This window comes from Streptomyces sp. V3I8 (assembly GCF_030817535.1).
Taxonomy (GTDB): Bacteria; Actinomycetota; Actinomycetes; order Streptomycetales; family Streptomycetaceae; genus Streptomyces.
Genome location: NZ_JAUSZL010000003.1, coordinates 124,794 through 144,551 on the forward strand (window position 1 = coordinate 124,794; position 19,758 = coordinate 144,551).

Below are 19,758 nucleotides of genomic sequence, written 5' to 3' on the forward strand. Positions count from 1 at the left end.
GGGGGCGGGGAGGAGACTCTCCGCCCCCGTCGGCGTGCCCAAACACGCTGGTCAGAAGAGATCCGCCCCCGCCCCTTCACAGCGCACTGATTAGTGCGCTAGGGTCGGCAACCTACCCGCCAAGTAGACGACCCGAGGAGCGCACGATGGGCGAGACCCCGCAGACCGGAATCAAGACCGCAGACGGCATGATCGAAAAGGCCGTGCGGCTCGGCCTCACCGTGGCCGTGTCGGCCAAAGAGGGTGAGCACTCCACCACGGTCACGGTGGAGTTCGGCATGACCGTGCCGGAGAGCGCCGAGGGGACCTTGCTCGGCCAGCACATCGCGGCCGACACGCTGTCCGTCACCTGGCTCCGCCCCACTCGCAAGGGCGCCCGCTGGAGCATGCTCACCGCCGTGCGGTGGGAGTTCGCCAGTCACCGGAAGATCAGGCGCGTGCGTGACCTGGAATGCGTGCTCGACAGCATGGGCCGCGAGGTGGCCCGCCGCGCCGCCCGCGAGGAGGCCGAGAAGCGCTCGGCCGCCGAGGAGGCGGCCCCCGCGTTCGAGGGCGCCCCCGCGCGTACCTTCGACGGCTGCGGGTGCCGCTCGTGCCAGACCGGCCGGGGCAACTGCCTCAAGATCACCGGGGCGACGTACTACGTCCTGGTCGCCGGGATCAAAGAGACGGGCCCGTACAACTCCCACCGTGACGCGGTCGAGGGAGGGCGGCGCCACGGCGGCCGGATCGAGGAGCGCCACGTGATCACCGAGGCCGCCCCCGCCGCCGAGTCGCCGGAGCCCAAGATCATCCCCGAGGTGCCGGTGAGCGAGACCCCGCGCACCATGGGGCACGCGATCGACTTCCTGAACCGCTTGAAGGTGGGCGACCGTGTCCGCGTCACCCGAGAGGGGCGCACGGCCGATCTCACGGTGTCCATGGGCCCGCGCCGCTCCGACGGGGCGTACGGCTCGCCGGAGTCCACCAGGGTCACCGTGTCGTACGGTGTGGGCCGCTACTCGTACGAGGTGGAGGCCGGTCACCTGTTCGCCCAGAAGGGCGACAAGGGCAGCATGACCATGGGCGGCACGCGCATGATGCGCCTGCCCGCCGAGGAGGCCGCCCCCGTCGCCGAGGAGGAGGGACCCCGTACGCCCGTGGAAGCCGGACGCGTCCAGCTGAGCGCGCTCGCCGAGAAGTGGAGCGCCGCCGTTGACGCCGAGTGCGCCCGGTTCACCGGCCAGGCGCAGGAAGTCGCCGAGACCCGGGGTGAGAGCCAGTGCCCCAAGTGCGGGCGTGAGCTTCGCACGTGGCCGCTGGACCGTGGACCGGTCTGCGCCCCGAAGAGGTGGGCCTACTGCATCCGCCCGGTTGCCGAGTCGCAGGGAGTCGCTGCGACTCAGGATGTCCCGAGCGCCCCGGCGGGCGTGGAGTCGCTGAATCTCGCCGACGAGGAGGCCGCCATGCGCAGCGCACAGAGCATCGTTCCCCAGGGGGAGACGCTCACGGTCCGCACGGTCAAGGGTGAGGACGATCGCACCGAGAACACGGACCGCGACGACGCGGTGGGCCGGGTCGCCATGTTCGTGAGGGCCGGGGCACGCTGCACGGCCACTGACGGGACCCTGGTGTGCGCATGGCAGGGAGAGACCCTCACGGTCTCCCTGACCGCGTAGAGGGGCACCGGGGGGCGGCACGGGGGCAGTACGGGGCGGGGGAGGGATACCCGCCCCGTGGCGTCTGTGCACGTATGGGCTGATACGGACATACCTCCCTACCCTGGAGTTGGGGCAGCACGAGGGTTCACAGCGCACTGGTCAGTGCGCTAGGGTCGCCTTCCTGCCCGCCAAGCACGAGACACCACGAGGAGCGACAGATGAGCATCACCATCTGCAACGGCAAGCACGTCGAGGGGTACGACGTCAACGACGTCAGCAGCAACAGCCCCGAGGCCACGGCGCGCCACATCGCCGAGTGCCACGAGATCACGTTCACCGGTGCCGTGCTGAGGCTGCGTGAGATGAACGGGCCCAACGACTCGGACTTCTACGCGCTGGTGTGGGACGAGGAGCGGCAGGCGACGCGGGAGATCGAGTACGGGACGACGCGGGGGTGGGCGTACCACAACGGCGCGATCATCGATGCGACGCGGGAGGTGCTCGAAAAGGCCGTGGCGTACATGACGACCGTGCGGTTCGCCGAGTGGGTGGCCGAGCACAAGGCCACGGTGCGCATGGGGTACGTGGCGCGTGCGGTCGAGGGTGGCGTCACGGTGGAGGGTGTCATCGCGTGGGAGGGCTACGAGAAGCCGCGTAGCCAGTGGGCGGCGCGGTACGGGACGCGGACCAAGCGCTACGGGATCAGGGTGGAGGGGCGTCGGGGGCTGGTGTTCCGCAACGCGGACGCGGATGACTTCAGCTTCGACGTGGAGCCGGTGAGCGCCGAGGACATGGTGTCGTGGCGTGCCCGGTGCGAGGCGAACGTGCGGGCGGAGCTGTCGCAGGCGTTCGCGCTGGCGGACAAGCGTGAGCCGCTGGTGGACCCGTTCGCGCCGGGGACCGTGGTGGACGCCCGGGAGGCGGACGAGGACGGGATGCGGCTGTACGCGGTGGGTGAGGCGTTCGCTGATGACGAGTGGGCGCGGGGCGTGGCTGCGGCTGTGGTGGACGAGTCGGCGGTGGAGTACCGGGTTATGGGCAGTCGGGCCGACCTGTCGTTGATGCCGGACCGTGTGGCCACGGTGTTCCGGGTGCTGGCCACGGTGGCGCGGTGGGCGGATGGGGAGGGGACGCGCATCCTGCACAACGGTGCGGGGACGGTACGGATCGAGCGGGAGGACGGGGCGCGGCTGGTGCTGGAGCCGGTGAGGGGGGTGGGGCTGTTGGCGGGCTGATACCGGGTAGGGAGTGCGGCTGCGGATTTCGTTGTCTGGCCCTAGGGGGCGAGCGACGGATTTCGTGGCCGCACTCTGCGTTTGCTGCGGATTTCGTTGTTCGGGGGGTTCAGGGGCTCCCTGGAGTAGACAGCGCACTGACCAGTGCGCTAGGTTCGGCCACCTACCCGCCAGGACGCACCGAGCACGAGGAGCCCGAAATGGCCCGCACCGCGATCATCGAGATCACCCGCAAGCCGACCCCCCGCATGGTCGAGGCGCTGCGCACGGGGGCCGCCGACAAGCGCGGCATCATCGATGTGGGCGCCGACAAGCGCACCCACGAGGGGCTCGTCGGGCGCGGCATGGCCGACTGGAAACAGCGGCAGGACCTGGGAGCGAGCGTGTGGGGTGCGGCCTACTGCGTGATCACCAGGGCGGGGCGCGCCTACCTGGCCAAGCTGGACGCCCCGGCGCCGGTGAGCGTGAAGGTGACCGTGGACGCCCCGGTCCCCGCCTTCACCGCCCCCGTGGACCCCGCGCCGTGGGCCGTCAAGGGCGCGAGGATCTCCGTGCCCGCCGGTAAGGCCACGGTCACCGGGCGCCCCCACAGTGTCCGCTACATCGAGTTCGCCTTGGACGGCACCGGGGAGGCGCTCCAGATCACCGCCGACTCCCCGCACCTCGCCCCGCTGTGCATCCGGTGCGACACCGTGGGCGACGACACCATGCCCCACCGCGAGACTGAGAACGGCCACCTGTGCGGCTACTGCGCCGCTGCCATCGATGACGAGGAGAGCACCGTGCCCGAGACCCCCCAGACCCCCGCCGCGCCCCGTGAGGGTGTGACCCGTGGCAACGGCGGTACGGATGAGTACGGGTACCCCGACCGCATCCCCACCCTGTTCGTCGGCGAGGAGCGCTACCGGCTGGCGCCGTTCGCCCCGGCTGGTGTCCACGCCGACGGGGGCACGGTGTCGGCGTACAACGCGCACACCGGTGATCGGCGCACCGAGAGCTACGCCACGGGGTCGCTTGCCGGTAAGAGCGGGGACATGCCGGTTGCGTGGCGTGTGGACGGCTACGAGTGGGAGCGCGTGAACGGTTTCATGATCCGCACCGAGGACCGGGGGCACGGCATCATCGCCGTGTACGTCAAGGGGAGCGCCAACGACGTCAACGGTGCGGACCGGGCGGGTGTCGCCTACGCCCGCAAGAATCTGACGTTCGCCCCGGGGATGCCGGGCCCGTCCATGAGCAGCGCGGGGGGCGGGGAGTTCGCGGACGCGGGCGCTACCTACATCGCTCAGATGGTGTTCACCACCATGCCGCTCGCTGCCCGCCAGGACTAGCCCACGGGGGCGCTGAGCCCCTGTACGGCGCCCGGGGGACCGATTCTCCCCCGGGCGCCCCCTGAAAGCCCCGCAACGCCCCGTACAGCCTGTTGGAGGACATGATGAGCAGCATCCCCACCCCCGCCGACCGTGAGCGTCACATGGCGGCCCTGGTGGCCCTGATCGATCAGGTGGCGCCCGGGTGGACCGTGCACCACACGAGCCAGGAGGCGAACGAGGGGGGCGGCACGGCGGTCGTCGACCACGTGTCCGCCCACCTGTACGGCGGGGGCCCGGGGTACACCAGCAAGCAGGGCAAGCGGTCGTCCTACCACGTGTGGCCGACCGAGGGCGCCGATTTCGAGGTGGACGGCCTGACGCTGCGGGTCTACAACCCGTCGCACGCCTACGTGAACGGACGCCGGGCGCTCACCCACGAGTTCCGCTACGCCCCGCCCGCCGGAGCCTGAGAGCCCCGCCGCAGCCCGGTTCGTCCAGGGGGCTAGCCAGCGCACTACTCAGTGCGCTAGGTTGGCCCCCTGCCCGTTGATAGAAGGAGCCCCCGATGACCACCACCGCCCCCAAGACCCTCCGCAAGAGCGACGTATCGCGCATGGTCGGCCGCATCCTCGGCAAGGACAAGCGCAGCGCCGCCCGGGGATGGGACGTCATCGACACCGGCTCCGAAATCCTGGTCACCCTCAACCACTTCAGCGACGACGACGACCGCGCCGCCTACGACAAGCTCACCGCCGCGTACGGCGCCCGCTACACCCTCCACTACACCGCCGACCTCGGTGACTACTCCTGGCTCGACGACGATTACAACTACTGCGCCGTGGTCTCGCTGCACCCCCTCGAAAAGGAGTCCCCCGTGCCCGCCGACACCCACACCGTGAACGTGCCCCTTCCCGTCGCCGCTTTCTGGGACGCACACACCGAGGACCTCCACACCGAGCGCGACGCCGCCACCCGCGACGCCGTCGCCGCCTACCGGACCGGCACCACGGCCCCCCACGGGCGCGGCGCCGTCTACCGCTTCACCACCACCCCCACCATCGCCCGCATCTTCCTGGCCCTCCTCGCCTCGTACACGGACACCGAATTCGACTCCGACAACGCCGACACCAAGGGCGCGACCGCCGCCCTGCGCTTCCTGGCCCGCGAGGAGGCAAAGGGACTCACCCCCCACATCCCCGACGGCTACCGCATGATCAACGACGCCGACCAGGCCACCCTGGAAGCCGACATCCGCGCCGCCCAGGAGCGCACCGCCACCGCCGCCGCCCGCACGGCCGACAACGACACCCACCGCGCCGCCTGGAAGAGCCTCACCCCCGCCGAGCGCACCACCCGCACCCACACGCTCCTGAACGCCGCGTGCGCCGTGTTCGGCCTCCAGCGCGCCGACACCCGCTCCTGGTTCGCCCTGAGCGGCGTCAACTTCACCTCCCCCGACGGCCGCCTCTACGCCGAGGTGGCCCGCCTCACCGACACCACCGCCCCCGCCACCCTCGACACTGCCCGCACCGCCCTGGAAGCCGCAGGATGGACCGTCACCGCCCACGACGGCAGTTTCTATGCCACCCCCGCCGACGACGCCCCCCAGGACGCCCAGGGGCCCCAGGAAGCCGCCACGGCCCCCGCGTTCACCGACTGGGAGCGCGACTTGCTCGCCGCCGCCGACACCCTGCCCGACACCGCCTCGCTCGCCGCCGCCCGCCTCCTGGAGGGACTCACCGTCGACCACGGCCGCCGCGTCGTCACGGTCGGTGGCCACGACGTGCTCCCCGACGGCACGGTCACCCTCACGCTCGCCCACCCGGGCGGCGCCACCTACACCGCCCCCCTCGACGAGGTGGCCGTGACCGACGCCGACCACGACACCTTCGCCCGCCGCGTCAAGGGCTACTCCGCCGCCTGACGGCCCCCAGGAGCGCCGGGGCCGACCACACCGGCCCCGGCGCCCACCCCGACCCTGACAGCCCCGCACAGACCTCAGGAGCGCCCACCATGCCCGACCCCCTCGCCGAGTTCGCCGCGCACGACGGCTTCACCCTCCGCGCGCTGCTCCTCGCCGCCGCCGGGACCGCCACCGAGGAGCCCGACCCCGCCGACCGCGCCGCCGCACACGACATGCTCACCCGGTTCCAGGGCAACGCCGTCCCCCGCCTCACCGCCGACGACCGCGCCGCCTACCGCCGCGTAGTCGACCTGGCCGCCGACTACGAGCGCGGCAACCTGGACGCCGCCGACATGCCCGACGAGCCCACCGACGACGAGCGCCTTGCCGCAGCCCTCGCCCGCTGGCCCGAAGCGCTCCACCACGCCCTCGACCACCTCACCGCCTAGGCGCCCGCCAGCGCCCCGCTGCGCCCCGATCCCAACCCGGACGGGGCGCAGCACCCCCACCCCGCCCGCCCGCCCGCCCGCACAGACCCCCGGAGCCTCCCGTGAGCATCACCACCGTCCGCCCCGACGCCGCCGCCCTGTTCGGCTACCCCAAGACCGGCTCCCGGTGGGGCACCGGACCCACCGCCGCCCGCGTCACCGCCCGCCGCCCCGACGCCATCACCCTCACCGGCCGCGACGGCACCCACACCCTGACCTACCTCCAGTTCGCCGCCCGCTACCTCTGACCACCCCCAGGGGCGCCCCTGCACGGCCACCCACGGCCCCAGGAGCGCCCCGGAGGGGTGCAGCCACCCCCAAGGGCGCGGAGCGCCACAGCACCCCACCGCCGCGTAGCGGAGGAGCGCCGAGCCCACGGAGTGGGCCGCGCGCACAGAGACACCCGACCACCCACGCCCAGGAGCGCGCGCATGCGGTACACCAGCACCACCTACACCCCCGCCGACGGCACGACCACCACCGACTACGCCGAGGAAACCGCCGCCCTCCTGATCACCCGCGCACTGGGGGAAGGCTTCACCCTCACCGCCGACGCCGACACCGCCGCCATCACCCTCACCCGCTCCCTGCGCACCGTCACTCTCGCCCCCGCCGAGCCGCTCCCCTCCTGGACCACCGCTCAGCGCCGCGAGGTGCTCACGCTGGCAGTCAGCGACGAGCCCCTCGTGTGGAAGTGGGGGAACAGCAACACGCCCCGCCTCGCCGACGGCGCCCGCTGGCTCGCCGCGTCCACCACCAGGGCGCTCATGAGCGGCGGCTACCTCGCCCTTTCGAACGGCAACGGCACGCCCGCCCGCCTGTCCCTCCTCGCCTACCTCATGATCGGCACCCGGCCCAGCACCCGGCCCAAGCCCGTCCGTGACGAGGCCCTCACCGCCGTCCTGCGCAACGTCTACGCCCCCGCCCGCACCCTCGCCCACCACTGACCCACGGAGCGCCCCATGACCGACACCGTCACCACCGTGCCCGCCACGCCCGCCGAGGCCCTCGCCGAGGTGCTGACCATGTACGCCGACGCCCCCGACGACCGCATCATGATCGAATCCACCATCGGCATCCACGGCCCCGGCGTGCGCACCGGCCTGACCATGGGCGACCTGCGCGCCCTCGCCGCCCAGCACACCCCCGCCACGTTCGCCCCCACCCTCCGCACCGAGGGCGCCTTCCACCTCGTCGCCCGTGTCACCGTCCACGCCGACGGAGAGATGAGCACCGACCTCGACGAGAGCAAGGTGTCCAGCAGCATCACCGGCGCCGTCGACCGCATGCCGTCCGGCCTGCGCGGCGCCGAGGTGTTCGCCGTCTGGGACTTTGAGCAGCGCCCCAACCCCGCCGAGGCCGCCGACGCCGCCCGCCAGGAGCGCCCCGCCCGCATCCTCGTCCACGTCGGCAACGGCATCCTCAAGCAGCTCACCGACACCTACCGGCTCGACCTGGAAGTCACCGAGAGCTGACCCCGCCACCGCCCCCAGGAGCGCCCCGCAGCCCCGCACGGGGACCGGGGCGCTCCCCACCGCCCGACGACCACCCACGCCCCGCCAGGAGCCCGCCATGGCCCGCCGCAAGAAGCCCGTCCCGACCTACAGCGTCCACCCCACAGACGTCCACGACCGCCCCGCCTGGGAGCTGGTGCGCACCCGGGGCAGAACCAGCGCGACCAACAGCAGCGTGATCACCGAGTACACCGACCGGACCGCCGCCGACATCGTGGCCGCCGCCATGAACGCTGCCGCCCCGCACGAGGACTGAGCCATGACCGACTCGAAGCGCTACACCACCCGCCGCGACCCCGGCCACCCCGGCTGGTACCGCGTCTACGACCGTGAGGGGAAGCTCCGCGCGTTCGCCGAGCGCCGCCCGTCCTGGTGGCACCTCTACTGGGCCAGCGACGCGCAGCCCAACCCGCACGGGGCGCCCACCCGGTACGAGACCCTCCACGACGGGGCCGACACGTACACCCACCCCGCCCGTACCCAAGGGAACTGACCCATGGCCGACCAGCCCGCCCCCCAGCACCTCGCCGACGCGCCCGACGCGCCCGTCCGCATCCTGACCGACGCGGGATGGGAGACGCTGCCCGTGCCGGGCGAGCGCATCCTGGCCCCCGCCGACTACCTCGACGCCTACCGCGCCGAGCCGCGCCCCGACGGCATGCCCGAGGTCCTCGACGCCCTGCTGCGGGACGCCGAGACCAGCGGGGAGGGAACCGGCCGTCACGCCGACCTCCACGTCCCCGCCGAGCACCTGCCCGCGCTCGCCGCCACCGCCTACGACCAGTTCATGACCTGGGGCGACATCCTGAAACACCACCGCGCCACCATGACCCGAGAGCAGCGCGAGAGCACGGCCGCCGCCGCCCGTGCCGCGTTCATCGTCCACCACCAGGCCAAGCGCCCCGGTATCCGCATGCGCCCCCTGGAGCAGCCCCTGACCCCCGACGCCTGACACCATGACCGACACCTGACAACCCGCCACCAGGGAGCAACCCGCCATGCCCCAGCCGCCCGCCGCCGAGTGCAGCGCCACCGCCACACTGCACGGCGCCGTCCAGACCTGCGCCAAGAGCCCCGAGCACACCGACAGCACCGACCCGGGCCGCCGCACCCACCACGACACCGAGACCGGCGCCCGCTGGCCCTCCCGCCCCGGCGACGCCGACCCGCTCGCCGGGTTCGTCCGCTACACCGCCCGACAGGAGTTCTGACCCATGCCCGCTCGCAACCGCCCCGTGCGCGACCCCGCCGCCCTGGAGAGCACCGCCAAGGCCCTCCAGGACGCCGCTGCCCGCCTCCTTGCCCAGGGCGTGCCCCTGGAAGACGTCACCGCGCTGGCCGAGGCCGCACGGGCCCACGCTGCCGAGCGCGCCGCCGAGACCGTCGCCCAGCTCGGCCGCAGCATCGGAGTGCACTCTCCCTCGCTCCTGTCCACCAAGCCCATCGACGTCGTCCGCACTGCCCCGCTGCCCCTCCTCGCCGACGCCCCGCAGGAGAGCTGACCCATGCCCGCCTTCACCGCACCCGCCACGCTGGAGACCGAGACCGCCCGCCTGCGCCGCCTCGCCCACCGCCTGATCGGCCAGGGCGCCGACGAGGAGGACCTGATGGACCTCCTCCAGGCGACCCGCGACCACTACGCCCGGTACGCCCTCGACGTGACGGCCCGCACCGGCACCGCCACGGCGAGCCCCGACCTGCACCGGGGCGTCATGCTCGCCGCCGACCTGGCCCGCCTCGTGGTGTTCGAGCTGAACCCCGCGCCCGACCCGGCCGAGCCCCGCGAGTACCTGTTCTGCGGCGCCACCATCGACCCGCCCGACGGACCCACGTACACCTGCAACCGCCGCGTCGCCCACCGGGGCACGCCCTGCGGCCCCGACATGGACAAGGACTGACCCATGACCGACGCCGCCGTCCAGATCACGATTGCCCGCGACGTACTGGGAGTCGACGTCACGCTGCGCGAGGTCGAACGGCGTACCCATCAGGGCATGGGACGCTCGGACCTGGTGAGCTATCACGCCTTCCGCGACGGGACGTACATCGGAAGGGTGGACTCCTACTGGATCTTGCGTGAGGACGGGTCGCGCTCGACGAACAAGGAGTTCGCGGGCATCTACCCGGGAGACCGCGACTGGGGCCCCTCGGGCCGCCGTATCGATGTCCTCGCCGACCTGGTCCTGCGCGACCGCGCGCACCAGCAGGAGACGCTGAGCGCCGACCTGGCCCGCATGAAGGGGGAGCGGGACGCGCTGCTCAAGCACCTCGGCGAGCTGCTCTCGTCGATCGATGCCACCTCTGCGGAGATGACCCGCCTGGCCTCCGCACCCACGTACGTCCACGACAAGGACCGGCCATGACTGCCATCACGCTCTCCAAGGACGGCTGTTGGCGCTGCGCCGCCGACAGGGCCAGGGCCGCGCTCGTGGGGGACGGGGTCGCGGACGACACGGCCGCCGTCCGCGCCGTCCTGTCGGCCGACGGCGCGCTCCCTGCGGGCCTGTACCGGGTCACCGGCCCTATCGACATCACCAGCCGCGAGTGATCATCTGGGGGCCGGGTTCCACCGCCCGGCCCCCACGCCGCCCCTGCAAGGAGAACGACTTGACCGCCACCTCTGCTGAGCTGATCCGTATGGCCCGCCGCGCGCTGACCGTCGGGGAGATCGCCGCTGCAGCCCACATGCGCGCCGCCACGGTGCGCCGCCGCCTGCGCATCCTGGGCGTGCGGCCGGTCGACGGCCGCGCCCTGCGCCGCCCGGCCGCCGGAACGCTTCCTCGACCGGCCGGGGACCTGCCTCCGGCCGTCCGTGCGCTGCGGGAGGCCTCGTACTGGCCGGACGTGGTCCGTGACTACGCCGCCGGTGACTCCATGCGGGTCCTCGCCAGACGGTACGGGTGCAACCACATGACCATGAAGCACGCCCTCCACGACGACGAGGACGCGACGGTGCGCAAGGCGACCGAGGGGATCGCCGTGCACGACGACCGGTCCGACCAGGCTTCCGCCATCCTGTACCGGCTTCGCGAGGGCGCGCTGGAGGAGGCCGCCGCGAAGCTGGGCGTGTCCTCGGCGCTGCTGCAGGAGGTCCTCGACGGGCAGGGTCTGCTGCCCCATGACCTCGACGCCGACGAGGAGTTCGGCTTCCCGGAAGATTCCGGGGTCTGACCCCCTCAACCCGTACCCAGCGCACTGATCAGTGCGCTAGAGTGCGAGGGCTTCGCCCATTCATCAAGGAGACCCGCCACCATGACGAACCCGGATCCTTCCGCGCCGCCCACCGGCGAAGAGCGCGAGCCTCGCGAGGACAAGCTGCCCGACTGGGTCCAGCGCAAGCTGGCCCTGCTGCGCCAGCGGCTCGCCGACGAGCGCAGGACCAGCGCTGCCCTGCGCGGCGGCATCGAGGAGACCGACACCTTCATCGGGCACTACGACATCCGCCCCGACCAGCTGCTGGAGCCCGGCTCGGACATCACCTTCGTGCCCGACCTCGCTCGCCCGAACCAGACGATCAACTGCAAGATCGCCGAGGGCAGGCTGATCGTCCACGCGACGAACACCCTGGTCATCCGCCCCACCTACAACAACGGCCTCACCCTCGGACTGGAGAAGTGACCTGTGCCCACCACGGCGACGCCCGTTGAGCGGGCGTCCGCGATCCTCAGCTCTGCCGGGTATGCCCGTGCCGTCACGGACGAGCGCGGCTACACCGTCTCGCCCGGCTGGTCCGTGACGGCAGACGGCGAAGGCAGAGGCGCTTTCGTGCAGGCCGAGCCGGTTGCTCTCACCGAGGAGCAGGGGCGTGCCCTGCAGGCCGCGCCTGATTTCGCCGCGCGTCAGGTGCTGGTCGACGAGCAGGGTGAGGAGCGGGCGCAGTGGGCCAGCGCCCAGCTCGCTGAGTACCGCCGTGCGCTTGAGGTGGAGGGCTGGTACGTACGGCACTTCGCGAGTCGCAGCGCCTGGAACATGGCTCTTGCCGCGTGGCCCGCCAAGGAGCCTGCAGAGAGGGGCAGCTGACCCGCTAGACAACGCACTTGTCAGTGCGCTAGGTTGTGGGCACCCCGCCAGCCCCACCCTCTGTTCCCCGCCATTTTCACGGGCGTTGGGGTCATTTCAGGGACAGCAGACCTAGCTCGGCGCCATGATGGCGCGCAGCAGTATCGATTACCCGCCAAGGAGAACGTTCACCATGAAGGTGACCCGCCACACCGCCCTTTTCGCCGTCGCGCTGACTGCGCTGGCGCTGAGCGCCTGTGCCCCCGAGACCCCGGCCGCCGCGCCGACGAAGACCGTCACGGCCCCCGAGAAGTCGCCGGTGTCCGCCGACCCGGAGCCCGAGCCGACCGACGAGGAGCCGACCGCGTCCGAGCCGGAGTCCGAGGAGGGCGAGTTGCCCGACCTGACGGCCACGAAGACCCTCCAGGAGGCCCAGGACGCCGCGCAGGCGGCCGGGTTCTACGAGCTGGCCCCCGAGGTCGACGGGACCGGCCAGGGGCGTCTGCCGCTGTGGGACCGGGGCTGGGTCGTGTGCTCCCAGGAGCCCGAGCCGGGCGCGTACTCGACCGGTACCACGGTCACGCTGACGGCGGTCAAGCAGGGCGAGTCCTGCTGACCTGAGTCCGACGGCCGCCGTGCCCCGGTGCGGCGGCCCCCTTTTTTCTCCACCTCGACCCGCCACGAGGAGCACCACCCGATGATCCGCCGTCTCGGCGTTGTCTCTGCCGTAACCCTTGCCTGTGCCACGGCCGCCACGAGCGTTTTCCACCTCGTGTTCGGTTCGTTCCTGGGGCCCGCTGAGGGCTCCTCCATCCACTGGGGCTTCACCCGCCTGTTCTTCCTCGGCGCGCTGTTCGTCTTCGCGCCGGGGGCCCTGTCCGCCGAGTTCCTCCGTAAGGACGTGAAGTCATGACGCAGCCTCTGACCATGCAGGACGCCGAGGCGATGGGCGTGCCCGCCTGCTTCTCCCTGGAGTACGCCTTCCACGAGGGCAACGGGACGCTTCCGCCGTACGCGGGGCCCGTCTACCCGGACTTCAACCGTGAGGACGTCGACTACGGCGACCCGGGGGACAACGGGTTCCCGGTCGCCGAGCCGGTGAAGGCCCCGGCGCTGCTGTCCTTCGAGGACCTGGGGATGCCCCCGGGCTTCGCGCCGCACGAGCCGGGGTGCTGGGACTTCCACTCCCCGGCCGTGCTGCCCTGCCCGCCGCCGTTCTGAGTGTCGGCCTGCTCCTGCCCGAAGCCGGGGCCCCGGGATCACACCGGGAGCAGGCGCCATGCGTATCCGCGCAGCTGCCACCACGCTTTCGAGGGGAACCCTCATGAAGGTCACCCGCCTTAACCGCCACATCTTTGCTCCTGTCGCCGCTGTCGCCGCGCTGTCGCTGAGCGCGTGCGAGCTGACGACCGACGACGCGAGGCCCGTCGTGTCCTCGCCTACGCCGGTGCGGTACACCGGGATGGACATCGCCAGGAAGCTCGCGCAGGTGACCGGCGTGAAGTCGCTGGGGAACCTGGCCGACAAGACGGGAACCTGCGCCTCCGACGAGGGCAACGGGTGCGAGCGGCTGATCACCACCGACACCGTGAGCGTGTACGAGTTCGCGGTGTCGTCGATGGCCGGGCGCTGGGTGAAGAAGATGCGCGAGCGGGACAACTGGCAGCAGGCCGACTGGCGGCAGGTCGGCCGGTTCGCGCTCGCCTTCACCGAGCGCGACCAGGCTCAGACGCCCAAGGAGCGGCGCGACAGCCTGGAGACCGCTCTGCTGAACCTGGCCCGCGAAGAGGCCTGACCCGCGATACTCCCACCCATCCGCCACACACCCTCAGGGGGAACCATGAACGCTCCGTACACGCCTCCCGTCCCGCCCCACCGTCCCTCGCAGGACGCGCGCCCCCTGCACAAGCGCAAGCGCGTGTGGGTGGGCGGGTTCGCCCTGGTGACGCTGGGGGCCACGCTGGTGGCCGCCGGTGACTCCTCGTCGACCGCGACCGCTTCGCCGAAGGCGACCGTGACCGTCACCGCGACGGCCACGGCGACCGCCACGGCGACGGCGAAGCCCGAGCCCGCCGCCACGGTGACGAAGACCGCCAAGGCCAAGCCCGCGCCCACGGTCACCGTCACCAGGACCGCCCAGGCCGCCGGGTCCGGCACCACCGGCGGCTCCGGCAGCAGCGGAGGCAGCTCCACGACCGGCGGGGGCAGCTCCAGCACCTACTACGCCAACTGCACCGCCGCCCGCGCCGCCGGGGCCGCGCCGATCCGCCGGGGCGAGCCCGGCTACGGCTCCCACCTCGACCGTGACGGCGACGGCATCGGCTGCGACAGCTGACCAGCCCGCCGGGTGCCCGCGCTACGACAGCGCGGGCGCCCGGCCTGTCCGGAGGAGCACCCGCCCATGGCCGCACACGAGCCCGCGATCATCTACGACCTTGCCGACCCCGAGCGCATCGCTCCGCCGTCGGAGGTCTGCAGCACCTGCAGTGACATTCCCGGAGGCCGTCTGGTCCCCGCACCATTCTGCCCCAAGTCCAAGACTCAGCTCGCCCCCGCCTCCTGGGAAGAAAACTGATCATGACCAGCACCGACGAATTCCTTGCCCTGACCGTCACCCGTGCCGACGGCGGCGTCGTCCGCATCGGGCCGATCGGCTTCCTGCACATCGCCGAGCAGATGGTGAGCGCCTTCGCCACCATGGCGGGCAACACGACCGGCGCGGCCGGAGCCTCGTACGTGATCGCCCCTTACGAGCCCAGGGACGGCGAGACGTACCTGCCGCTGGTGCCCGTCAACGCCAGCGTGCTTGCCGAACTGGCGGACGACGAGGCCGAGGGCTCCGAGGCGCCGTTCCCGGGCCTGTGGTCCCGCCTGCACGCCCAGCACGGCTATGAGACGGCGCAGAAGGTGTGGAAGGCCGCGTGCATCCTCATGGACGGGCCGCCGGAGGAGAGCAGCGAAGCCGACAAGGTCGTCGTGCGCCTGCCCCGCGCGCTCGCCGAGATGGTGGCGGCCGTCGTCGACTCGCACATGGAGGAGTACCCGGTCGACGATGAGTGGGGGCTGATCGAGGCCGTGCGGCAGCTGGACCCCGAGCGGGGCGCCACCATGTACCGGGAGCACCGCTACTTCGTCAACGGCGGCGCGGTCCTCGACCGCGTCGAGAAGGTGGAGATCGAGAGCGAGTTCGCCGACTCGGACGCGGCTCGGGCCTGGATCAAGGAGCACGGCAAGACCTCCGGCGACTCCTAGACAGCGCACTGATCAGTGCGCTAGGTTTGCCTCATCAGTCCGCAGCCCGCCAAGGAGAGCTGAAGCCATGACCGATACCGGCCAGAAGAGCCTGGACGAGCGCTACCCCGAGCACGCCAAGCAGAGCAAGATCATCGATAAGTCGCAGGCGGTCTTCGAGTTCCTGGAGTGGGCGCAGGAGAAGGAGTTCCTGTTCGGGCAGGAGATCAAGAGCGAGCGTCTGACCGCCAGCGAGGGCGCGGACAGCGCCGAGCGCCACGCGGTATCGCTGGGCAACCTCGCACAGGACTCCATGTTTTTCCGGGAGGTTTCCCGCAGCGAGCTGGAGAAGCTGGTGGCCGAGCACTTCGGGATCAACCTCACGGTCATCGAGGCGGAAAAGCAGCAGATGCTGGAAGACCTGCGGTCGGCGAACCGGTGACCGCCCTCCGCGTCCATGAGCGGGACCTGGACCGGGTCCAGGTGATGATGGTCGCCGCGCACATCGGCGCGGACGGGGCCGACAAGACCGACAGCGGCTGGCGCTTCAAGTGCCCCGCGTGCAAGGCGTGGGACTTCGGGCCGAACGGCTCCCTGGTCACGGCCGTGACCCTGTACGCGGAGAGCGGGTACCTGCCCTCCGGGGTGCTGCTGGGCGGGGTCTGCATGAGCTGCGAGCACATCACGACTCCGGAGCCCCGCGAGATCGAGGACGAGGCCTACGACCGCCCCAGTCGCGCCGGGCAGCGGCGCAACCGGCGCGGCGAGACGTTCGAGGAGGCGTGGGCCCGCTGGTTCGCGGAGAACCCGAAGGTGCTGGCGTCCTACAACCACCAGAGCGGCTACTGGCCGTACGAGCCGCCCGAGCAGCCGGAGGCCACCTCGTTGTGACGTCGTGACGTCTTTCACTCCGAACCCCACCCCAACGCACTAATCAGTGCGCTAGGGTGGGGTTCGTCGCGTTGACCTCTTGACCCGCCACGAGAGGAAGTCCCGCCATGCCCGAGCAGTCCGAAGTCACCGTCGTCCGCCTGGGCGACACCATCCGCCTCACCCACGCCCGCGCCGACGGCGGCGAGCTGCAGATGTCTCTGACCAGGGGCGCCGAGCGCACCACGTCCGTCTACGCCGTGACCGACGCCGACGGCCGCCTGCGGACGATGTCCGCCCGCTCCTGGGTCAACTCGGGCGCGGAGCCCGAGCTGGGCAGCGTGATGCGCCGGGCGCTGGAGCAGGCCGACGCGTGACTACCTAGCGCACTACTCGGTGCGCTAGGGTGGCCATCCCGCCCAGAGAAGGAGTGCATTTCCCGTGGAGAAAGCCAACATCAGGCCCGGCGACTTCTACGCCGTGAAGCGGGCCGACCGCCTCATCGTGCCTGCGCTGGTGCTGAGCAATCGTCTGTGGGACCGCCTCCCCGAGGGCGCGGACTTCGTCTATCGTCCCGCCGACAGGAACGAACGCTGGGCGACCACCCTCGACCGCCAGACGGGGGCCCGCCGGGGCATCCCCGCCGTCTTCCCCCGGCCGGGCAAGAACGTCCCGCGCAGCGTGCTCATCCCGGCGCTGGCCCGCCTGTCCGCGCGGGCCGGGGAGCTTGGGCTCCTCGGCGACGACGCGGGAGAGGCCGCCGTGGCCGCGCTGCGCGAGTCCATCGAGGAGCCCCTGCTCATCGACGTCGTGTCCGACTCCAAGATCATCACGCCGTGGACGAATCACGTCACCGGCGAGAACCTGCACAGCTGCCCCGAAGAGGACTGCGGCGCCGACGTCACCATGAACGCCGCCAGCCGGATGCGCGCGCACCGCATGCGAAACGGGGCGCCCTGCCCCCGCTCGAACACCGCACTGACCAAAGAGGAACGAAATGCACCCTGAGCCGTACTCGGGCCCCACGGCCGCCCACCACATCACCGAAGGACAGCGCGCTCTTCGCCAGGCCACGGAGGCCAGCAGCCCCGTCTCGGACGCCCTGCGCCAGGAGGCCCTGGCGCACTTCGCCGCCGCGCAGGCCATCAACGGACTGCCCGCCCCGGCCGCCACCGAGCACGAGGACCTGAGCGACGAGGAACTGCTGGCGAGCGCTGTCGGCACCCGAATGCGCAAGATCCTTTACGACCGCATGCACGAGTACTCCGAGGAGCGCTACCAGCGCAGCACGAAGACGGGAACAGCCTCCGCGATTATGGGCGGTATCGAACTCGCCAGGAACTTCGTGTATCCCGAAGTGAACGAGGACGGCTTCCGGAACGCGGCCGAGTGGGATGAGCCCTACACGCCGACCGAGGCCGACCGCGCCGAGCTGCGCCGCCGGATCAAGGAGCACGGCGGCATCCCGGACCACGGTACGGCCGAGACCATGGCCATGGAGATCGCCGACGAGCGGCTGGCCGAGAAGGGGGTCTGACGTGGCTTCGATCGACGAGCCCGCCCGCCAGAACATCACGCGGAAGGTCGACCGGGAGCGGAGGGAGATGGCCAAGGAGGCCACGGACCTGCAGCGCGAAGTCCAGAGGTTCTGCGCCGACATCATCAGGGGTGGCCCGTACGCGGGCCGGGCGCGCAACATCGCCCGAGACGCCGTGGAACTCGCGGCGAGGGCCGCCGCGCTCGACGCGGCCTCGGACGTCGCCGACGCAGTACTCCCCCAGGACGAGAATGCGCCCGGCGTAGACTGAGGCGCAAAACTGCAGAAGGCTCTACCGCCTACCCCAACTATGGGGTAGGTTCTCTTTTTAGACGGAGCAGGCCGCGCCAACGGCCTCCGCTTCGCCCGCCATTGCTCCCCGTGCCGCCGTACGGCAGTCCGCCTCGGCCCGGCCGGGAGCCTGCACCAGGAGTACCTGTGGACATCAACGTCACCGTCAGCGACATCACCCTGGAATCCGTCGTCACCAAGTCCATGAGCTGGGACGCGGACGAGGGTGAGATGGTCGAGACTGGCGACCACGTCCGGGTCGGCGACCTCGTCGCTGCTGAGATCGTCAAGAAGGCCGTCGCCGACGACCGCTACCCGAGGCTGAAGGAGCAGGTCCTGGAGGTCCGCAAGGAGGTCATCCGGGAGAAGGTCGGCCCGATGGTCGACGAGGCCCTGGCCGGGACCGTGCGCCGGACGAACGAGTGGGGCGAGGCCAAGGGACCGGAGGTCACCTTCCGCGAGATGGTGGTGTCCGAGGTCAAGTCGGCCATCGGCCAGCGCCACAACCAGCACAACCGGGGCACGGTCCTGGAGGTCGCGGTCCGGGCCGAGGTCCAGAAGCACGTGGACGTGGCCGTGGCGGAGGAGGTCGCCAAGCTGAGCGACCTGGTCCGCGAGGAAGTCGCCAAGGGCATGTCCGAGACCGCCGTCGCAGCCATCCTCGCCTCTGCGATGAAGCCCGCCAACAGCTGACCTGCACCACCCGGCGGGCGGCCGGACCTCTTCGGCCGCCCGCCTTCTCTTTCCTCGAACCCGCCCGAAGGAAAAGTCATGAACTCCGCTGCACCCTCGCGCGCCGCTGTCGCAACCGCGCTCGCCGTCGTCACCACCTCCCTGGTCCTGGGCGCCGCCAGCCCGGCCTCGGCCGCCACGGCGAAGTCCAAGGCGCTGACCACGGCCGCCGCCCAGAAGGGCGACGCGTACGAGTACGGGGCGACCGGCCCGGACCGGTTCGACTGCTCCGGCCTGACGCAGTACGCGTACAAGAAGGCAGGGAAGTCGATACCGCGCGTGGCGCAGGCCCAGTACAGCGCCTCGAAACAGATCTCCTGGCGCTCGCGCCAGAAGGGCGACCTGGTCGCCATCGGGTCGAACAAGCGGGACATCGAGCACGTGGGCCTGTACGCGGGCTACTGGAGCGGTGCGAGCTGGTACTGGCACGCCCCGAAGCCCGGCCAGAAGGTCCAGCTGTCCAAGATCAAGTACTCGATCTACAGCGGAGTCAGCGCGTACTACGGCCAGTTCAACGGTCAGGCACGGTGACGACGATGATCTCCCGCCGCGCCCTCGCGCACGCGCCCTCCTACATCGTCCTCAACCGCCGCACTGCTGCCGCCGAGCTGGTATGTGGCGGGCAGGTCGACTACGTCCTCAGCGAGATCTACGAGGACGACCAGGTCGAGCCGCTTAACGGCGGCGCGTTCGCCGTGACCCGGGCCTACCCGGTCAAGGTCGGCGAGGCGCACGAGGTCGTGCAGTACCTGCCGTTGCACCGCGACCAGCGCCTGCACCAGCACGTCCGGCCGGACAGCACGTACGCGATGAAGCGGTCCCAGGAGGGGCGCACCTTCATCGACATGCCCAACGGGAGCGGCAAGGACCTGCTGCGGTTCGTGCAGCGGCACGAGGGGGCCTTCTACCGCACTGTGGACGACCACATCCTGCGCCTGCACAAGCGGCGCATCCTGGGGATCTGGCAGCCTGTCATGGCCGAGGCCTTCGCCCAGGCAGCCTGAG

The 19,758-nt window shown here is 71.4% G+C and carries 36 protein-coding genes; all 36 read left to right on the forward strand.

The features are described 5' to 3' along the window. Positions 1–146 precede the first annotated feature (146 nt). The 36 genes from QFZ75_RS39760 to QFZ75_RS39935 all read left to right on the forward strand — a co-directional run bounded on the left by QFZ75_RS39760 (position 147) and on the right by QFZ75_RS39935 (position 19,757). Complete coding sequence (locus tag QFZ75_RS39760) at positions 147–1,658, forward strand: hypothetical protein (protein ID WP_307545481.1); 1,512 nt, start codon at positions 147–149, stop codon at positions 1,656–1,658. Positions 1,659–1,858: 200 nt separating this feature from the next. Next, entirely contained in the window at positions 1,859–2,875 is a 1,017-nt protein-coding gene (locus tag QFZ75_RS39765) for a hypothetical protein (protein ID WP_307545483.1), read from the forward strand. A gap of 200 nt (positions 2,876–3,075) precedes the next feature. After that, positions 3,076–4,206: a hypothetical protein gene (locus tag QFZ75_RS39770; protein WP_307545485.1), complete on the forward strand. Its 1,131-nt coding sequence runs from the start codon at positions 3,076–3,078 to the stop codon at positions 4,204–4,206. A 101-nt stretch (positions 4,207–4,307) separates the two neighbouring features. Beyond that, positions 4,308–4,658: a hypothetical protein gene (locus QFZ75_RS39775; RefSeq protein WP_307545487.1), complete on the forward strand. Its 351-nt coding sequence runs from the start codon at positions 4,308–4,310 to the stop codon at positions 4,656–4,658. A gap of 95 nt (positions 4,659–4,753) precedes the next feature. Continuing rightward, positions 4,754–6,112 (forward strand): hypothetical protein, encoded by a 1,359-nt coding sequence (locus tag QFZ75_RS39780; RefSeq protein ID WP_307545489.1) that lies wholly within the window; start codon positions 4,754–4,756, stop codon positions 6,110–6,112. Between the two features lie 89 nt (positions 6,113–6,201). Further along, complete coding sequence (locus QFZ75_RS39785) at positions 6,202–6,540, forward strand: hypothetical protein (RefSeq protein WP_307545491.1); 339 nt, start codon at positions 6,202–6,204, stop codon at positions 6,538–6,540. A 101-nt stretch (positions 6,541–6,641) separates the two neighbouring features. Next, positions 6,642–6,827 carry a hypothetical protein gene (locus QFZ75_RS39790; RefSeq protein WP_307545493.1) on the forward strand — a complete coding sequence of 62 codons (186 nt, stop codon included), beginning with the start codon at positions 6,642–6,644 and terminating at the stop codon, positions 6,825–6,827. Between the two features lie 183 nt (positions 6,828–7,010). Continuing rightward, entirely contained in the window at positions 7,011–7,526 is a 516-nt protein-coding gene (locus QFZ75_RS39795) for a hypothetical protein (protein ID WP_307545495.1), read from the forward strand. A 15-nt stretch (positions 7,527–7,541) separates the two neighbouring features. Continuing rightward, complete coding sequence (locus tag QFZ75_RS39800) at positions 7,542–8,054, forward strand: hypothetical protein (RefSeq protein ID WP_307545497.1); 513 nt, start codon at positions 7,542–7,544, stop codon at positions 8,052–8,054. Positions 8,055–8,151: 97 nt separating this feature from the next. Continuing rightward, on the forward strand, positions 8,152–8,349 hold the full coding sequence (locus QFZ75_RS39805) for a hypothetical protein (RefSeq protein ID WP_307545498.1): 198 nt from the start codon (positions 8,152–8,154) through the stop codon (positions 8,347–8,349). Positions 8,350–8,352: 3 nt separating this feature from the next. Beyond that, the gene (locus QFZ75_RS39810; RefSeq protein WP_307545500.1) at positions 8,353–8,586 is read left to right on the forward strand and encodes a hypothetical protein; all 234 of its coding nucleotides are present in this window, start codon (positions 8,353–8,355) and stop codon (positions 8,584–8,586) included. Positions 8,587–8,589: 3 nt separating this feature from the next. Next, positions 8,590–9,045: a hypothetical protein gene (locus QFZ75_RS39815; RefSeq protein ID WP_307545503.1), complete on the forward strand. Its 456-nt coding sequence runs from the start codon at positions 8,590–8,592 to the stop codon at positions 9,043–9,045. Between the two features lie 46 nt (positions 9,046–9,091). Continuing rightward, positions 9,092–9,304 (forward strand): hypothetical protein, encoded by a 213-nt coding sequence (locus tag QFZ75_RS39820; RefSeq protein WP_307545504.1) that lies wholly within the window; start codon positions 9,092–9,094, stop codon positions 9,302–9,304. A 3-nt stretch (positions 9,305–9,307) separates the two neighbouring features. Next, complete coding sequence (locus QFZ75_RS39825; RefSeq protein ID WP_307545506.1) at positions 9,308–9,595, forward strand: hypothetical protein; 288 nt, start codon at positions 9,308–9,310, stop codon at positions 9,593–9,595. 3 nt (positions 9,596–9,598) lie between these two features. Next, on the forward strand, positions 9,599–9,991 hold the full coding sequence (locus QFZ75_RS39830; protein WP_307545508.1) for a hypothetical protein: 393 nt from the start codon (positions 9,599–9,601) through the stop codon (positions 9,989–9,991). Positions 9,992–9,994: 3 nt separating this feature from the next. Further along, complete coding sequence (locus QFZ75_RS39835) at positions 9,995–10,456, forward strand: hypothetical protein (protein WP_307545510.1); 462 nt, start codon at positions 9,995–9,997, stop codon at positions 10,454–10,456. Continuing rightward, positions 10,453–10,641: a hypothetical protein gene (locus QFZ75_RS39840; RefSeq protein ID WP_307545512.1), complete on the forward strand. Its 189-nt coding sequence runs from the start codon at positions 10,453–10,455 to the stop codon at positions 10,639–10,641. The genes QFZ75_RS39835 and QFZ75_RS39840 overlap by 4 nt, the downstream gene beginning before the upstream one ends. Positions 10,642–10,700: 59 nt before the next feature. Next, positions 10,701–11,264 (forward strand): hypothetical protein, encoded by a 564-nt coding sequence (locus QFZ75_RS39845; protein WP_307545514.1) that lies wholly within the window; start codon positions 10,701–10,703, stop codon positions 11,262–11,264. A gap of 81 nt (positions 11,265–11,345) precedes the next feature. Beyond that, entirely contained in the window at positions 11,346–11,711 is a 366-nt protein-coding gene (locus QFZ75_RS39850) for a hypothetical protein (protein WP_307545516.1), read from the forward strand. Positions 11,712–11,714: 3 nt separating this feature from the next. Continuing rightward, complete coding sequence (locus QFZ75_RS39855; RefSeq protein WP_307545518.1) at positions 11,715–12,113, forward strand: hypothetical protein; 399 nt, start codon at positions 11,715–11,717, stop codon at positions 12,111–12,113. A 172-nt stretch (positions 12,114–12,285) separates the two neighbouring features. Then, positions 12,286–12,708: a hypothetical protein gene (locus tag QFZ75_RS39860; RefSeq protein ID WP_307545519.1), complete on the forward strand. Its 423-nt coding sequence runs from the start codon at positions 12,286–12,288 to the stop codon at positions 12,706–12,708. 81 nt (positions 12,709–12,789) lie between these two features. Further along, positions 12,790–13,005 (forward strand): hypothetical protein, encoded by a 216-nt coding sequence (locus QFZ75_RS39865; RefSeq protein ID WP_307545522.1) that lies wholly within the window; start codon positions 12,790–12,792, stop codon positions 13,003–13,005. After that, positions 13,002–13,313: a hypothetical protein gene (locus QFZ75_RS39870; protein WP_307545524.1), complete on the forward strand. Its 312-nt coding sequence runs from the start codon at positions 13,002–13,004 to the stop codon at positions 13,311–13,313. The genes QFZ75_RS39865 and QFZ75_RS39870 overlap by 4 nt, the downstream gene beginning before the upstream one ends. A 103-nt stretch (positions 13,314–13,416) precedes the next feature. Then, positions 13,417–13,887, forward strand: a complete 471-nt coding sequence (locus tag QFZ75_RS39875) for a hypothetical protein (RefSeq protein ID WP_307545526.1) — start codon at positions 13,417–13,419, stop codon at positions 13,885–13,887. 45 nt (positions 13,888–13,932) lie between these two features. Then, entirely contained in the window at positions 13,933–14,427 is a 495-nt protein-coding gene (locus tag QFZ75_RS39880; protein ID WP_307545528.1) for an excalibur calcium-binding domain-containing protein, read from the forward strand. 66 nt (positions 14,428–14,493) lie between these two features. After that, positions 14,494–14,667, forward strand: coding sequence for a hypothetical protein (locus QFZ75_RS39885; protein WP_307545530.1), 174 nt, complete (start codon positions 14,494–14,496; stop codon positions 14,665–14,667). Positions 14,668–14,669: 2 nt separating this feature from the next. After that, on the forward strand, positions 14,670–15,344 hold the full coding sequence (locus tag QFZ75_RS39890; RefSeq protein WP_307545532.1) for a hypothetical protein: 675 nt from the start codon (positions 14,670–14,672) through the stop codon (positions 15,342–15,344). Positions 15,345–15,411: 67 nt separating this feature from the next. Then, the gene (locus QFZ75_RS39895; protein ID WP_307545534.1) at positions 15,412–15,765 is read left to right on the forward strand and encodes a hypothetical protein; all 354 of its coding nucleotides are present in this window, start codon (positions 15,412–15,414) and stop codon (positions 15,763–15,765) included. Continuing rightward, on the forward strand, positions 15,762–16,214 hold the full coding sequence (locus QFZ75_RS39900) for a hypothetical protein (protein WP_307545535.1): 453 nt from the start codon (positions 15,762–15,764) through the stop codon (positions 16,212–16,214). Before QFZ75_RS39895 ends, QFZ75_RS39900 begins: the two co-directional genes overlap by 4 nt. Before the next feature lie 107 nt (positions 16,215–16,321). Next, complete coding sequence (locus QFZ75_RS39905; RefSeq protein ID WP_307545537.1) at positions 16,322–16,570, forward strand: hypothetical protein; 249 nt, start codon at positions 16,322–16,324, stop codon at positions 16,568–16,570. Between the two features lie 64 nt (positions 16,571–16,634). Continuing rightward, positions 16,635–17,201: a hypothetical protein gene (locus tag QFZ75_RS39910; protein WP_307545539.1), complete on the forward strand. Its 567-nt coding sequence runs from the start codon at positions 16,635–16,637 to the stop codon at positions 17,199–17,201. After that, positions 17,191–17,730, forward strand: a complete 540-nt coding sequence (locus QFZ75_RS39915; protein ID WP_307545541.1) for a hypothetical protein — start codon at positions 17,191–17,193, stop codon at positions 17,728–17,730. Before QFZ75_RS39910 ends, QFZ75_RS39915 begins: the two co-directional genes overlap by 11 nt. Position 17,731: 1 nt before the next feature. Next, the gene (locus QFZ75_RS39920) at positions 17,732–18,001 is read left to right on the forward strand and encodes a hypothetical protein (RefSeq protein WP_307545543.1); all 270 of its coding nucleotides are present in this window, start codon (positions 17,732–17,734) and stop codon (positions 17,999–18,001) included. A gap of 167 nt (positions 18,002–18,168) precedes the next feature. After that, positions 18,169–18,714 (forward strand): hypothetical protein, encoded by a 546-nt coding sequence (locus QFZ75_RS39925; RefSeq protein WP_307545545.1) that lies wholly within the window; start codon positions 18,169–18,171, stop codon positions 18,712–18,714. A gap of 78 nt (positions 18,715–18,792) precedes the next feature. Then, positions 18,793–19,284, forward strand: a complete 492-nt coding sequence (locus tag QFZ75_RS39930) for a C40 family peptidase (RefSeq protein WP_307545547.1) — start codon at positions 18,793–18,795, stop codon at positions 19,282–19,284. A gap of 5 nt (positions 19,285–19,289) precedes the next feature. Continuing rightward, positions 19,290–19,757 carry a hypothetical protein gene (locus tag QFZ75_RS39935; protein WP_307545549.1) on the forward strand — a complete coding sequence of 156 codons (468 nt, stop codon included), beginning with the start codon at positions 19,290–19,292 and terminating at the stop codon, positions 19,755–19,757. Position 19,758 lies beyond the last annotated feature (1 nt).